The following is a 14,285-nucleotide window of genomic DNA, read 5'->3' as shown; positions in this document are numbered from 1 at the left end:
ATTAATAGGCACCGTCGCGTTTCAACACCACGCCCACTGTTTTAAACAGGATGGCGATGTCATTCCACAGTGACCAGTTTTTCACGTACCACGAGTCGAAATAGACGCGGGTTTCATAGTCAACGTCATTACGACCGCTGACCTGCCACAATCCCGTCATGCCTGGCTTAGCCATCAGGTAATAATCAACATCACCAGCATAACGACAGAGTTCATCTTCAATGACCGGACGAGGTCCAACCAGACTCATATCACCGCGCACCACGTTCCAGAGCTGAGGAAGCTCATCGAGGCTTGTTTTACGGATGAAGTGGCCCACTTTAGTAATACGTGGATCATTTTTGAGTTTGAAATCTTTATCCCATTCCGCACGGGCAATCGGATCGGTGCGCAGAACTTCTTCCAGCACTTCTTTGGAATTAATGACCATGGAGCGGAATTTCAGGCATTTGAATTTACGGCCATTCATTCCCACACGCTCGTGACCATAAATCGGCGGTCCACCATCACGACCGACCAGGAAGCCCAGCACCAGCAGCGCTGGCATAAGCATCAGGATAATCGAGAGCGCACCCACGATATCGAATGCCCGCTTCAGGAAACGCGAAGTGCGTTTCGCCAGGTTGTTCTGCACACGCAGAATCATCACTTCGTGGCTGAAGATATAAGCCATATCGGTACCGTAAAGCGGTACGCCACGCAGGGTCGGGATGACTGAAACTGAACGGCAGTTGTGCATCGCCAGCGATTTGAGCCAGATATCACGGTACTGACTCTGCTCATACTCCACAGCCACGATGAACTGGGTTTCGCTGTTGGTCAGGCTCCAGAGCTCCTGTTCGTCGCGCAGCACCGGCACACCGTTCATGATCTCCTGCGGACAGGTTCCATCAACGTCGTAGAAAGCGATAACGTCAAAACCCATGACCTCTTCGCTTTGCAGCGCCTGCCAGGCTTCGTGCGCATTTTTGCTGCTGCCGATAATAATGGTCTGTTTCTTCCACAGGCCTTTTTTATTCAGCAGACGCTTGGAAAGTGCGCGACAGGTCGGAATTAAGATCAGCGCCAGAATCCAGGTCAGTAACCAGACGAAACGCGACATCTGCCACTGTGACAGTGCGGTAATCGACAGGTCGATAACAGAAAATATAAGAATGGTACGAAAAACTTCTTTTAATTCGAACCAGAAAGGTTTCCGGTAGGTATAGTGACGAAGCCTTACCCAGAACCAGCCAATACAAATTACCGACAGACAAATGTGTGTGGCAATTTTTAAATTCATTTCTTTTTCAGAAATATCTGCCAGCGGCGAACCCGAGTGAAGATTAATTAGCATCATCGCCACAAATAATGCTGCGTTGAAACAAATTAAGTCTGAACATGCCAGCATTAATTTGGTAATAAGACTTTTAAACGTAAATTCTGTATCGCGCATATTTAACTCTTTATTTTATTTCCTTAAACCCGCAACGGCTATCGCCTGTTTAATCATTAAGCGACGAAACCTCTCCAGACTGAGCCGTTTCTAAGGGGAGCTCCTGCGGCGTTTACGCCAGCGATCTTAACCATAAAACCAATAATTTTGTGATGTATACCAACAGATTACTCTGACTTAAACACCGCCAGCGCTGCTCACTTTATCAACAAAAACGCGATTCGGGCACGCTACCGCCCTTGGCTGTCGCTGCCAATATCGCTGTCATCATTCATAATGCTCCCCGTAATGCGTTGACGTTACCGCAGCGCATCGTACAGACGTTCATCGGTGAATTACGCATTCGTCACATTGCGATTAATGTCGAATAGGTACGCGAATTACGACTCTGGGGCAGAGTTTGCTAACTTGTTGCTATACTAGTTATTACTGGCTTGTTTACAAGCAGGTCCCGCCATCCCTGGACTATTTTAGGAAAAAGACTACCAGCAATTAGTATTGATGCCTGACAGGCAGTGCAATGCTTTCTTCAAATTTAGGATTAATGCCATACTCCCGATGAGATAAATCGCATAAGCCCGGCAGGTGAATATCTCATTCAGGGGACAAAATGACTCAGAATAGTCTCCCCTGAACCCTGTGAATTTAATCAAAGCGTCATACTGATATGTTCACATTTTGCACGACACTGCGCCCTTTTAAGGACACCGCTGCCTTGTCCTGCCATTTGTACGTGGCTTCGCACTCCACTATCATCAGAGAAAACTCAATTTAAGATATTCAGGTGAACAAGACATGCTGGAGGTAATTGCAGATCCCTCGCTATGGGCGGGATTAGTAACGCTAATCGTTCTGGAACTCGTTTTAGGCATCGACAATCTTATCTTTATTGCCATCCTGGTTGAGAAGCTTCCAGGGCCGCTTCGCGACCGCGCACGCGTGATCGGACTGCTGCTGGCGTTATTGTGCCGGTTATTGCTGCTGGCATCGCTTTCCTGGCTGGTTACGCTGAAAGAACCCTGGGTAACGCTGGGTGGACATCCCTTCAGTGCGCGCGATTTACTGCTGCTGTCGGGCGGTATTTTCCTGCTGTTTAAAGCCACCACAGAGTTGAATGCGCGACTTGAAGGACATGATGAGGAGTCCGGTCAACAAAAAGGCGGCGCTAAATTCTGGCCGGTGGTGGCGCAAATCGTGGTTCTGGATGCCATCTTCTCGCTGGATGCGGTGATTACCGCTGTCGGCATGGTGAATGATTTACCGGTCATGATGATTGCCGTTACCATCGCCATCCTGCTGATGCTGCTTGCCAGCAAGCCGTTAACCCGCTTCGTCAACAAACACCCCACCATTGTGATCCTCTGCTTAAGCTTCCTGCTGATGATCGGCTTCAGTCTGGTGGCGGAGGGCTTTGGCTTTGTGATCCCTAAAGGGTATCTCTACGCGGCCATCGGTTTCTCGGTAGTAATAGAGGCGCTGAACCAGCTGGCACACTTCAATCGTCGTCGCGTACTGTCGGCAGGTCGTCCTCTGCGCCAGCGCACAGCGGAAGCGGTGCTGCGGATGCTGCGTGGCACGGCAGAACCGGCAGAGCTGGATGCAAAAACCTCGTCGCTGATTGCGGACAGCGATGCCAGCATGCTGTTTAACCGCCAGGAGCGCGTCATGATTGCGCGCGTGCTGGGTATGGGTCAGCGCCACGTTAACAGCATCATGACCTCGCGCCATGACGTCGAGCATATCGATCTCAGTGATGACCCGGCAGAGATTATGTCGCGCCTCGACCGCAACCAGCACACACGCATCCTGATAACCGATAACTCCAGCGAACCGCTGGGCGTGGTGCACGTCATCGATCTGCTGCACCAGTCACTGCACCATAACTCGCTCGATTTGCGCGCCCTGATTCGTCAGCCGCTGGTCTTTCCTGAGCGGCTGACGCTGCTGCAGGCGCTGGAGCAGTTCCGCCAGGCGCATACGCACTTTGCCTTTGTGGTGGATGAGTTTGGTTCAGTAGAAGGCGTAGTGACGCTGAGCGATGTGATGGAGACCATCGCCGGCAATCTGCCGAATGAGGCGGGTGAAATCGATGCCCGTTATGATATTCAGATTCAGGGTGAAGGTCACTGGATTGCCAACGGCCATATGCCACTGGAAGATCTGGCGCTCTATGTGAAATTGCCGCTGGATGAACAACGTGACTATCATACGCTGGCTGGATTACTGATGGATAAGCTGCAACACATCCCGCAGGAAGGCGAAGTGTTGCAACTGGGTGATTATCTGCTGCGCACCCTGCAGGTCGAGAACCATCGGGTGCAGAAAGTGGAAATCCTGCTGCAACCGGCGAGTGATTACGAGGTTTAAGCGATTATCCCTTGAGAAATGCGCCCGCTACGGGCGCATGATTTTCTTCAGGTTCTCTTTGTTCTCGCCCTCTTTCTGGCGATCGATCCACTGATTCAGTCGTGACTTCGCCTCACTCTGCAGACGGTTACGCAGAACGTCATCCACCGGCAGGGAATATTGCAGGCTGTTCCAGTCGCCATACATGCGCAGCGGGACAGGCTGATCGGAGAGCGCCTTCACCAGCGCGTCATCGCCATGCCAGCCACTGATTTTCAGGCCCAGCGTCACATCCAGCTGTTGCTGCACCATGTCAACTTTGCCCGCACCCTGCAGGCCCAGATTCTGACCGTTGCCATTGATATCGCTGAAGCTGAGTACGCCTTTATTCAGTGCGACCTGGCCGCTGATCGACTCAATGCCTTCATCGACGGCTTCCTGGCTGCTGACCTTGTCGCTGACCCGCGCCACGGCACGCTGCACCATCTGCTGCAGATTGAGCTGTGCCAGCTTCAGGTTGCTGGCGCTGATCGTTGCCCTGCCCTGCCAGCTGCGCTTCGCCGCATCAACCGTCAGCGTATTACCCGACAGTTCGCCATCGAGACTCAGATTCCCCTGCAGGCTTTCCGGCAGTTCAAACGCTTTTAGCAGCGGCTGGATCGCAATTAACCGGAGTTGCGGTTTCAGGCTGACCCGCGTCTCTGGCTGACGAATATCGATGCTGCCGGGAACCGAGAAGCTGCCATTGCCCAGCTTGCCGCTGAGGGTAGTCAGCGTCATCAGTCCATGCTGGTTGCTGGCGTTAACCGCAAGGCCGGTCAGGGAGAGACCGCGCCATAACGCATTGTCCGCCTGAAACTTCAGGGCCAGATCCATGTCGTTGAGCGGAGAGTCCGCGTTGGTGCGTTCGCGCGGCGCAGCAATCACCGGCGAACGGGCCACGGTGGCATGCTGCACGCCAGGCGCTTCAGAGACAGGCGCGCTGGTGAGCAAATTATCGAGGTTCAGATTGCTGGCTTTCAGATCCAGTGCCAGCTGCTGCGGCGGCACAACATGACCACTGCCCTGCCCGGTCAGCGTGCTGTCATTGGCGGTAAGCTGCAGATTGCTGAAAGAGAACTGCTGGCGGTCGCCATTCCACTCGCCCTGCAGGCTCAGCGATCCTTTAATCCCCTGAACCGGAATATCGGCGCCGGATAAGGTGTAATCCAGCTGCTGCAACTGGCCGCTGAGACGATGCGGATATTGCGCGGCATCGAGCTGACCTTTGAGATTCAGGGTGGCGTTGCGCTGGTTGCGCATCAGTGTGGTGCTCAGCGACAGGGTCGCCAGCTTGTTCGCGTCCTGTTCCATATCAATGTTAAGGTCGCGGAAATTATATTCGTCGCCGCCGGGCTGTTGCCAGATCAGCAGGCTGTCGGCTACGCGGAGTTTAGCGATATCAAAAGACCAGCCAGTCGAAGGCGTGGCCGGTTCCGCATCACGCGGACCCTGAGGGGCATTTCTGGCGCGCTGTGCGCTGCTGTCGGGCGTCACCCGCACTATCGCGTTTTTCAGCAACACCTGGCTGACGCTAAGCTGATGGGACAACAGTGGCCAGAGATCGACATCGAGTCGCATATTTTCCGCCGAAACCAGCGGCTGACTGGCGCCCGGCGCGGTGAGACTCATCCGGCCAGCCAGAATGCTGAGCTGCGGCCAGACGTGCCAGCGCAGATCGCTGCTGACCTCAAGGCGATAACCACTGCGTTGCTCGACCTGTTGCACCATATAGGCACGAAAGTCGTTGGGATTGACCAGCAGCACCAGTGCGCTCATTCCCGTTACGACCACCACTAAAAGGATGGCCAGCGTGGTTATCACTCTTTTCATTACATCCTCAGATCAGTCTTTATCAATACGGCTGGCATCAGCACCCTGCTGACCGCGGTATTTCGCATCTTCACGCCGGTTGTAGGGACGCGCAGCCGGGCCGGAAAGGGGTTCAAAACTCAGCGCACCGATTAACATGCCTGGACGCAGAGCCAACGGCAGTTTACCTGAATTGTAGAACTCCAGCACGATTCGGCCCTGCCAGCCTGGATCAATGCGGTGTGCCGTCACGTGAACCATCAGCCCAAGGCGTGCCAGCGATGAACGTCCATCCAGCCAGCCGACCAGATCGTCAGGCAGCGTCACGGACTCCAGCGTGACCGCCAGCGCCAGCTCCCCCGGATGCAGGAAAAAGGCTTCACCATCAGGCAGCACGATCTCATCGCTCATGACCCGATCCAGTGCCGCGCTCACTTCCTGTTTCGGGCCACTCAGATCGATAAAGGCCGCGGTGTGGCCGCTGAAGGTGCGGAACTGATTACCCAGGCGCACATCGACGGTGGCCCCATTAATGCGCTCGACTGGCGGGCGTGGCTCAATGGCCAGTTTGCCATTGTCCAGCCAGGCTTCAATATCGCGATCGCATAATCTCATTGCGGTAACTCCATGACATAAGTGTAGCGAACCGGCGACAGTGTGCCCGCCGCCGGTCTGCACCACGTCCGGACGGACGTGCGTTATTCAAAAAACTGGTTGATTTTCGCCTTGAGGATATCGATGGCGATACGGTTTTTTCCGCCGCGCGGCACAATGATATCGGCGTACTGTTTTGATGGCTCGATAAACTGCAGGAACATCGGACGTACGGTCTTCTGATACTGACTCATCACCGAATCCATGGAGCGGCCACGCTCATTAACATCACGCTTCATACGGCGCATCAGACAGATGTCGAGCGGCGTGTCCACGAAGATAGAGAAGTTGAGTTCCTGGCGCAGACGGGCATCGGTTAACAGCAGAATGCCTTCAAGGATGATGACCTTTTTGGCCTTCAGGTGTTGCGTCTGCTGGGTGCGGGTGTGCTCCACATAGCTGTAAACCGGCAGCTCAATATCCTGCCCGGCTTTCACCGCCTGCAGATGCTGCAACAGCAAATCATGATCCATCGCACTCGGATGGTCATAGTTGGTTTTAACCCTCTCTTCCATGGTGAGGTGACTTTGATCTTTGTAATAAGCATCTTCCGGGATCACCCCGATGTGCTCGTCACCTACCTGATCACGGATTTCACGATAGAGCGTGCTGGCAATTAAACTTTTACCGGATGCGGAAGCGCCGGCAATGCCTACAATCACGCACTGATGAGACTTGTCAGTCATACTATTTTAGGACCTGATAACTGGAGCCTGCCACTGGTCACACATTACGCGGGCAGCGGACGGGCCGAAATGGAGAGGGTGTGTTCGCGCTAAGTATAGGGATTTCGGTCTTTTGATGCCAGAAAAATGGCGCTGGCGTCTTTTCAGACTTTCTCCTTTGGACGCCACTCATTTCACCGATAAACTAACGGCACACCATACTATAAAAAAAATGGCCTGCGCGGCACGCTGTTCAGACAACGCGTGTCGCAAACATGACGACCGAATGATGCATCAGGAGTGGTATGCACTGGAAGACTTTGACTTATTTTGGCGACAGCATGCTGTTGATTCCGACAGCGGTAATTATTGCGCTGATTTTGCCGTGGAAAAGTGACAACCGTCTTACGGTCTTTTACTGGATTCTGGCCTTTGGCCTGGCTGGCCTGACCGTCAGCATCTCTAAAATTCTGTTTCTGGGGTTTGGCATCGGCAGTGCCCGCTTTAATTTCACCGGTTTCAGCGGCCACAGCGCCATGTCCGCCACGCTGTGGCCGGTGATGCTGTGGCTGATTTCCGGCCGCTGGTCTGCGAAGTGGCGCATTGCAGCAATTGGGGTCGGTTATCTGATTCCGCTGATGGTCGGGTTCTCGCGTCTGGTGATCCACGCCCACTCTAAAAGTGAGGTCGCCACCGGTCTGCTGCTGGGCTTCACGCTGAGCACCGCGTTTCTGATTTCCCAGCGCCGCACCTCACTCAAAGGCTTTAGCTGGCCGCAGGTCGGTGCGGCGTTATTAGTGCCGTTTGTTTTGATGAGTCACGGCCGCGTTGCCACCACGCAGCAGTTCCTTGAACGTTTCTCTGCCAGCCTCGCCGGGATGGAAAAGCCCTATACCCGCGCCGATCTTTTCCGCCAGTAATCAACACGCTGGCAATCAATCCTGCCGTGCCCGTCAATTCGCCGAATAACGGGCAATATTGATTTCTCCCCTTTTTTCTTTGCCAAATGTGCTAGCATGCCGTCAGAGAATGACTGGTGCCTGATTCGCCGTTGCGGAGCGTTGCACCCTGCCGGAAGTCCGCATGACGATTGAGATCCTGTCCCCGCAAAATAGCACGCCAAACCGCTGGCTCTCGGCGCTGATTCTTGGCTGCGTGGTATTTGCCCTGACACTGTTCTGTCTTGAACTGATCGTCGTCAGCGGAAAAATTTCCCCGCTCTGGTTCCCGACCACGTTAATGACTGTGGTGGTTTTTCGCTGCCCGTCACGCCAGCTGCCGCTGCTGCTGACCGCCTGTGTGCTGGGCACCGCCGGGGCGAATGCCATCATCATCGGGCCTGCCCTCTCCAACATTAAATTTGCCCTGCTCAATCTAATCCAGGCCGGTGTGGGCGGCATGCTGCTGCGCGCCCTGCTGAATCGGCGCGCGCCGCTGGATTCGCTTAACGACTGGGCCAGGATGGTGCTGTCGGTGGGCATTGTGACGCCGGTACTCGGCGGTCTGCTGGCGCTCTGGACGTTGCAGGTCAGCGGCCATGCCTCGTTTCCCTTCTTTTATACCTGGGTGATCTCCGAGATCATCGGCATGCTGGTGTTAGGCCCGATGCTGCTGCTGCTGCCCTGGCCGCTGCGATGCGCACAGTTCAGCGATCTGCGTCTGGCCGAATCCCTGCTGACGCTGCTGCTCACCCTGGGGGCCAGTTATCTGGCGCTGCGCTTTTTGCCGTGGCCCTTTACCTTTATTGTGGTGATCCTCTTCTGGTGCGCCGTCCGCCTGCCCAAGCTGCAGGCGTTTGTGCTGTTCTTCATTAACGCCAGCTTTATCTCGATACTGCTCGCCTTCGACCTGGTCAGCGTGGCTAATAATAACGCTGCGCTCGGTCCGGTCTCCAGCTGGCTGCCGTTTCTGCTGGTTTTAATACCCAGCCACATTATGTCGCTGGTGATGGATGCGTTCCGGCGCGAAAAGCTCCACATTACCGATAGCGAAACCCGCTTCCGTCACGCCATGGAGTACTCCGCCATTGGCATGGCGCTGGTCGCGCCGCAGGGTAACTGGCTGCAGGTTAACCGCTCGCTGTGTCAGATTCTGGGCTACCCGGCTGAGGAGCTGAAGCGACTGACCTTCCAGCAGATTACCCATCCCGACGATCTCAGCCTCGACCTGCAACAGGCGAACCGGTTGCTGGAGGGTGAGATTGATACCTATACCTTCGAGAAGCGCTATTTCCGTAAAGATGGTGAGATTGTCTGGGCGCGCCTGACGGTGTCGCTGGTGCGTGATGGCAGCCAGGAGCCGCTCTACTTTATTGCGCAGATTATCGATATCTCTGAGCTAAAACAGAGCGAGCAGGTGAACCGCCGTTTGATGGAGCGGATTACGCTGGCTAACGAAGCGGGCGGCATCGGCGTATGGGAATGGAACCTGCTGACCGGCGAGATGCTATGGGACAAGCGGATGTATGCGCTGTTTGGCCTTGCCCCTCATGAGTCGCCCAGCTATGACCTCTGGATCCATCTGCTGCATACCGCCGATCGGGAATACGCCGCGATGACGGTACAGCAGGCAATAGAGCTGCGCAGCGCGTTTCATATGGAATATCGCGTGGTCAATGCGGAAGGACAGCGCTGGATTCGCACCCAGGCTAACCGGCAACTGAGCAAAGAGGGTCGCATTGAGCGCATGCTGGGCATCTGCCAGGACATCACGCCGCTCCGTAATCTGAATGAAGCGCTGTTTCAGGAGAAAGAGCGCATGGCGATTACCCTGGATTCGATCGGTGAAGCGGTGATCAGCACCGACAAAGAGATGCGCGTGGCCTTTATGAATCCGGTGGCGGAGAAGATGAGTGGCCTGTCACAGGAGCAGGCCGCCGGTCAGCCGCTGAGTGAGCTGCTGCATATTACTCAGGGACGTAACGGCCCCGAGGTAGAGAATCTGCTGCTGTGCCAGCTGCCGCCGGAAAAAATCACCCCCAGCCTGGCGGAAGATCTGGTGCTGCACACCCCGGACGGCGCCCACATCGACATTCACTACAGCATCACCCCTCTGCGCTCGGAAGCGGGTCTGGAACAGGGTGCGGTGATGGTTATTCAGGATGTGAGCGAGTCGCGCAAGTTGATGAAGCGCCTGAGCTACAGCGCGCTGCATGACACCCTGACCCGCCTGCCTAACCGCGCCAGCTTTGAGCTTCAGCTGAAGCGTCTGCTGTTTGATGCCGCTGAACATCAGCATCAGCATGTGCTGGTGTTTATCGACCTCGACAAGTTTAAAGCGGTCAACGACAGCGCCGGCCATGCCGCAGGCGATGCGTTGCTGCGCGAACTCTCCGATCTGATGCAGCACCATCTGCGCAGCAGCGATTTCCTGGCCCGACTGGGCGGCGATGAGTTTGCGCTGCTGATGCCTGATTGCGATGTCGATCAGGCGCATGACGTGGTGCAGCGCCTCGTCGCTGCGGTAAACGACTACCGCTTCCAGTGGCTGGGTCGTCTCTATCATGTGGGCGCCAGCGCGGGTGTCACACAAATTTCACCCGAAAACTGTCAGAGCAGCGACGTGCTTTCGCAGGCGGATATCGCCTGTTACAACGCCAAACGCAGCGGACGCGGACGACTGATGGTTTACGAACAGCATCGCTTACCGCTGCCGGGCAACCATCGGGATATGGATGCCGCCATGATTGACGCGCTGCAGATTGAGCTGCCCGCCTGGGCCGTTGCGCCGCCAAAAACGCCGCAGGCGGCCTTTATCTGGCTGCTCGATGTGCAGCTGTTAACCGCAGACGGGTTGCTGGTGGATGAGACGCTGCTGCGCAATAACCTGCCTGATGAAACGCTGCGACGCCGCCTGGATAACAATATTCTTGACGCTTTTTTCCGCCATGACGTAGAAAAGCTCAATCACAAAGGCATTCCGGTGATTCTGCCGCTCAATGCCCAGCTACTGAGTGATACCACTTTTGTGCAGCAACTCTGTCAGCGCTTCGCCGCCGCCGGTCTCTCCGAAAGCCACTGTGGTTTCGCGTTCCCTGCCGCCAGCGTGCTGAGCAAGGGCGATCGGTTCTATGCCGCGCTGCTGCAACTGCGTCAGTGTGGCTGCCGCATCGTCCTGCAGAATTTTGGCCGGAACCTCGAGGCCTTTAATCTGCTGAGCGATGAGGTGGTCGATTATCTGGTGCTGGCACCGGAGCTGGTCGCCAACGTTCACAATAATCTGATGGATGAGATGCTGCTCACCATCATTCAGGGCCAGGCAACGCAGCGCAATATTTCGGTGCTGGCCGGTCCGGTCTCGGTGCCGGCTCTGCTCAGCAGCCTGGCGACCCTGGATGTCGATGGCGTCTGGGGCAGCGCGGTGGCCGAGCGTCAGCCGTTGCGCTCACTGGCCGAAGATCGCATCTTCGCTATCCGTTAATTCCCGCGCTGCCTGCTTGCTACCCTGCTGAAGCTGCGCTAAAGTCGCCCCCTTTTTTCCGGCATGGGGGCGAAAATGTTCATAGGATTCGATTACGGCACGGCTAACTGCTCTATTGCGGTCAGCGAAAATGGCACGCCACGTCTGTTAACGCTGGAAAATGATCAGCGCCTGCTGCCGTCGATGATCTGTGCGCCGACCCGCGAGTCGATCAGCGAATGGCTCTATCGTCATCATCAGGTGGCGACACCCGACAGCGAAACCACCGCGCTGCTGCAGCGCGCGCTGCGTTACAACCGCGAAGAAGATATCGACGTCCAGCCCAGCAGCGTGCAGTTTGGCCTCACCGCGCTGCAGCACTATATGGTCGATCCCGAAGATGTCTGGTTCGTTAAATCCCCCAAATCATTCCTCGGTGCCACTGGCCTGAAGCCACAGCAGATCGCCCTGTTTGAAGATCTGGTCTGCGCCATGATGCTGCACATCCGTAAGCAGGGTGAAAGCCAGCTTGATCACACTATCGATCAGGCGGTGATTGGCCGTCCGGTTAACTTCCAGGGCTTAGGCAGTGATGAGTCTAACCAGCAGGCTGAAGGCATTCTGCTGCGCGCCGCCCATCGCGCCGGTTTCCGCGACGTGGAGTTTCAGTTTGAACCGGTCGCCGCCGGACTCGATTTCGAAGCAACGCTGAAGCAGGAAACCACGGTTCTGGTGGTGGATATCGGCGGGGGGACGACCGACTGCTCGATGCTGCTGATGGGGCCAAAATGGCGTGATAAGGCGGACCGTCGTGAGAGCCTGCTGGGCCATAGCGGTTGCCGCGTGGGCGGTAACGATCTGGACATTATGCTGACGTTTAAGACCCTGATGCCGTTACTGGGTCTGGGCGGTAATACCCTGAAAGGCACCGCGTTGCCTGCCCTGCCGTGGTGGAACGCTATCGCCATTAATGACGTTCCGGCACAAAGCGACTTCTACAGCCCGGCCTGCGGCAAGTGGCTGCGGGATTTAGTGCGGGATGCTGAACAGGGTGATGTCGTGGCTCGCCTGCTGAAAGTGTGGCAGCAGAAGCTCAGTTATCGCCTGGTGCGTGCGGCGGAAGAGAGCAAAATTGCGCTGTCCGCCAGCCCGGCGCATACCGCCTCCCTCGACTTTATTGCCGCGGCATTAGAGACAGAGATTGGGGTGGATCAGCTGCAGGACGCGATCAGTCAGCCGCTGGAGAAAATCCTTGAACAGGTGCAGCTGGCGTTAGCCACCAGCCAGATTAAGCCCGATGTGATTTACCTGACCGGCGGCAGTGCGCGTTCACCGTTGCTGCGCGCGGCACTGCAGCAGACGTTGCCGGATACGCCGATTGCGGGCGGCGATGATTTCGCCTCCGTCACCGCAGGGCTGGCCCGCTGGGCGGAAGTGATGTTCCGCTAAGCGGGTACTGCAATAATAAAAACGGCACCTGACGGTGCCGTTTTTATTGAGAATCAGAATGCAATATTGGCGCTGATACCGCCGATAAACGCATCCTTCACTTCGCTTACCGCGCCCGGTGCAACCACATACTGCAGGTTGGGTCTCAGTGACATCCAGTTGGTCACTTTGGCGTTGTAGTAAACCTCATAGTTGTACTCTGAACCTTCCTGAATCGGCAGATACGTCGGGCTGTCAAAGCGGCTCTCGCCATTGGCCTGATTCTGCTGACGCAGTGAGCGGGTATAGTCGCTGTTCACATGAATACGCGACGCGCCTACGCCGATCTCATCCTGCGGACGGGCATCAAACGGTCCTGTCCAGGTAAAGGCGATAGACTGGTAGTTATCGGTCTTCGACGTCTTGTGATCGTTCATCACCGCCTGCACCCGCACGCCCAGACCACGATTCACATCGCCATCCTGCGCGGTCAGCTGTTGCTGTAACAGCAGATAGCCGCCATAAGAGTGCGCCTGATCCTGATAGCCGCCGTTGCGCCAGCTGCCATAGACATCGCCATCCACCGACGAATAGTAGTAACCGATGCGGTAATTACCCGGTAAGTTCGCCGGCCCGAAGGTCGGTTTCCAGCCCAGTTCGACCGGCACCAGATTGCCCTCGGAATTGCTGGTGTCCAGACGGAAGCCATCACCCCGATCGTAGTTAGCGCGGTTCTGATTATAGAAACCGACCTGGAAGAAGACGTCCGGCGTGATATTGAACTTAACCCGACCGCCCCACTGCGAAACCGGCCAGTTGAACCAGCGGTCGCCGCGCCAGTTACCCGCCTGCCCGCTACCCAGCGCCAGGTTCTGGAACAGATTACCGTCGAAATTATCGAAATCTTCACCGACCGTCACGCGTCCGGCTTTCAGATCGACGACATCGTTAAACAGCCCTTTGCGTAACCAGAACTGCGTCAGACGCCAGGTCTGGCCGCGACCGTAAACTTCCTGTACCGACGAAAGCATCCCGGTGCGCTGATCGGCGACCTGATCCGAAAGATTCTGTCCGTTACGGTTAGTCACGGTCATCTGGAACTCGGCATCCTGCCAGTCCAGCAGCTTCTGCAGATCGAAATTGGTGCCGAACGTCCACTGATCGCTGTAGCGCATGGTCGTGTTGGTATTTGCACCGCCGCCTAAATTCGCCGCGCTCTCCATGGTGTAGTTGACGTCAAACTTAATGCCGTCGTCCTGTAACTGCGTTCGGTAGCCACCCCAGTCACCAAACATCCATTCGGAGTCCGGACTCAGGGCGTCAGCGGCCAGGGCCTGTGAAGAAAACATGGCCACAATCAGGGTGCCGGTTGCCACACGGGCAACGGAAAAAGCATGTGCTTTTCTGTTTTTCATCTTGTTTATTCTTATGTGAGTTACGGAAAGGGACGCGCAGAGGATAGTGCTGGCTAACCTCTGCTTTTTATAAATACGTGCGCATAGTTCCCC

9 protein-coding genes are annotated in these 14,285 nt (G+C 55.8%); 4 read left to right on the top strand and 5 right to left on the bottom strand.

Annotated elements, in window-relative coordinates; all coding sequences use genetic code 11:
* Position 1: 1 nt before the first annotated feature.
* Positions 2 to 1,435: an undecaprenyl-phosphate galactose phosphotransferase WbaP gene (wbaP, locus tag PU624_RS10530; RefSeq protein ID WP_283547567.1), complete on the bottom strand. Its 1,434-nt coding sequence runs from the start codon at positions 1,433 to 1,435 to the stop codon at positions 2 to 4.
* Between the two features lie 795 nt (positions 1,436 to 2,230).
* Here wbaP and PU624_RS10525 point away from each other — a divergent pair.
* On the top strand, positions 2,231 to 3,802 hold the full coding sequence (locus tag PU624_RS10525) for a TerC family protein (protein WP_283547566.1): 1,572 nt from the start codon (positions 2,231 to 2,233) through the stop codon (positions 3,800 to 3,802).
* A gap of 27 nt (positions 3,803 to 3,829) precedes the next feature.
* Here the strand turns inward: PU624_RS10525 and asmA are convergent, their stop codons facing one another.
* The 3 genes from asmA to udk form a co-directional block, all read right to left on the bottom strand.
* The gene (gene asmA, locus PU624_RS10520) at positions 3,830 to 5,653 is read right to left on the bottom strand and encodes an outer membrane assembly protein AsmA (protein ID WP_283547565.1); all 1,824 of its coding nucleotides are present in this window, start codon (positions 5,651 to 5,653) and stop codon (positions 3,830 to 3,832) included.
* Positions 5,654 to 5,665: 12 nt separating this feature from the next.
* On the bottom strand, positions 5,666 to 6,247 hold the full coding sequence (dcd, locus tag PU624_RS10515) for a dCTP deaminase (protein ID WP_004571280.1): 582 nt from the start codon (positions 6,245 to 6,247) through the stop codon (positions 5,666 to 5,668).
* An 83-nt stretch (positions 6,248 to 6,330) separates the two neighbouring features.
* Positions 6,331 to 6,972, bottom strand: a complete 642-nt coding sequence (udk, locus tag PU624_RS10510) for a uridine kinase (RefSeq protein ID WP_004571279.1) — start codon at positions 6,970 to 6,972, stop codon at positions 6,331 to 6,333.
* A 284-nt stretch (positions 6,973 to 7,256) separates the two neighbouring features.
* Between udk and PU624_RS10505 the strand changes: the two genes are divergently transcribed.
* From PU624_RS10505 to yegD, 3 genes are all read left to right on the top strand, one after another.
* Positions 7,257 to 7,871 carry a phosphatase PAP2 family protein gene (locus tag PU624_RS10505; protein WP_283547564.1) on the top strand — a complete coding sequence of 205 codons (615 nt, stop codon included), beginning with the start codon at positions 7,257 to 7,259 and terminating at the stop codon, positions 7,869 to 7,871.
* Between the two features lie 163 nt (positions 7,872 to 8,034).
* The gene (locus PU624_RS10500) at positions 8,035 to 11,370 is read left to right on the top strand and encodes a diguanylate cyclase (protein WP_283547563.1); all 3,336 of its coding nucleotides are present in this window, start codon (positions 8,035 to 8,037) and stop codon (positions 11,368 to 11,370) included.
* Positions 11,371 to 11,445: 75 nt separating this feature from the next.
* Positions 11,446 to 12,798, top strand: coding sequence for a molecular chaperone (gene yegD, locus PU624_RS10495; protein WP_283547562.1), 1,353 nt, complete (start codon positions 11,446 to 11,448; stop codon positions 12,796 to 12,798).
* A 53-nt stretch (positions 12,799 to 12,851) separates the two neighbouring features.
* On the opposite strand, the gene PU624_RS10490 is transcribed toward yegD, so the two are convergent.
* Positions 12,852 to 14,192, bottom strand: coding sequence for a carbohydrate porin (locus PU624_RS10490; RefSeq protein ID WP_283547561.1), 1,341 nt, complete (start codon positions 14,190 to 14,192; stop codon positions 12,852 to 12,854).
* Positions 14,193 to 14,285: the final 93 nt, after the last annotated feature.

The organism is Pantoea sp. Lij88, from assembly GCF_030062155.1.
Lineage (GTDB): Bacteria > Pseudomonadota > Gammaproteobacteria > Enterobacterales > Enterobacteriaceae > Pantoea.
This window is presented reverse-complemented; position numbering and strand designations above follow the sequence as displayed.

Coding starts and splice junctions, on each gene's coding strand:
- wbaP (WP_283547567.1), bottom strand. CDS start 1,435: ATGCGCGATACAGAATTTACGTTTAAAAGTCTTATTACCAAATTAATG.
- PU624_RS10525 (WP_283547566.1), top strand. CDS start 2,231: ATGCTGGAGGTAATTGCAGATCCCTCGCTATGGGCGGGATTAGTAACG.
- asmA (WP_283547565.1), bottom strand. CDS start 5,653: ATGAAAAGAGTGATAACCACGCTGGCCATCCTTTTAGTGGTGGTCGTA.
- dcd (WP_004571280.1), bottom strand. CDS start 6,247: ATGAGATTATGCGATCGCGATATTGAAGCCTGGCTGGACAATGGCAAA.
- udk (WP_004571279.1), bottom strand. CDS start 6,972: ATGACTGACAAGTCTCATCAGTGCGTGATTGTAGGCATTGCCGGCGCT.
- PU624_RS10505 (WP_283547564.1), top strand. CDS start 7,257: ATGCACTGGAAGACTTTGACTTATTTTGGCGACAGCATGCTGTTGATT.
- PU624_RS10500 (WP_283547563.1), top strand. CDS start 8,035: ATGACGATTGAGATCCTGTCCCCGCAAAATAGCACGCCAAACCGCTGG.
- yegD (WP_283547562.1), top strand. CDS start 11,446: ATGTTCATAGGATTCGATTACGGCACGGCTAACTGCTCTATTGCGGTC.
- PU624_RS10490 (WP_283547561.1), bottom strand. CDS start 14,192: ATGAAAAACAGAAAAGCACATGCTTTTTCCGTTGCCCGTGTGGCAACC.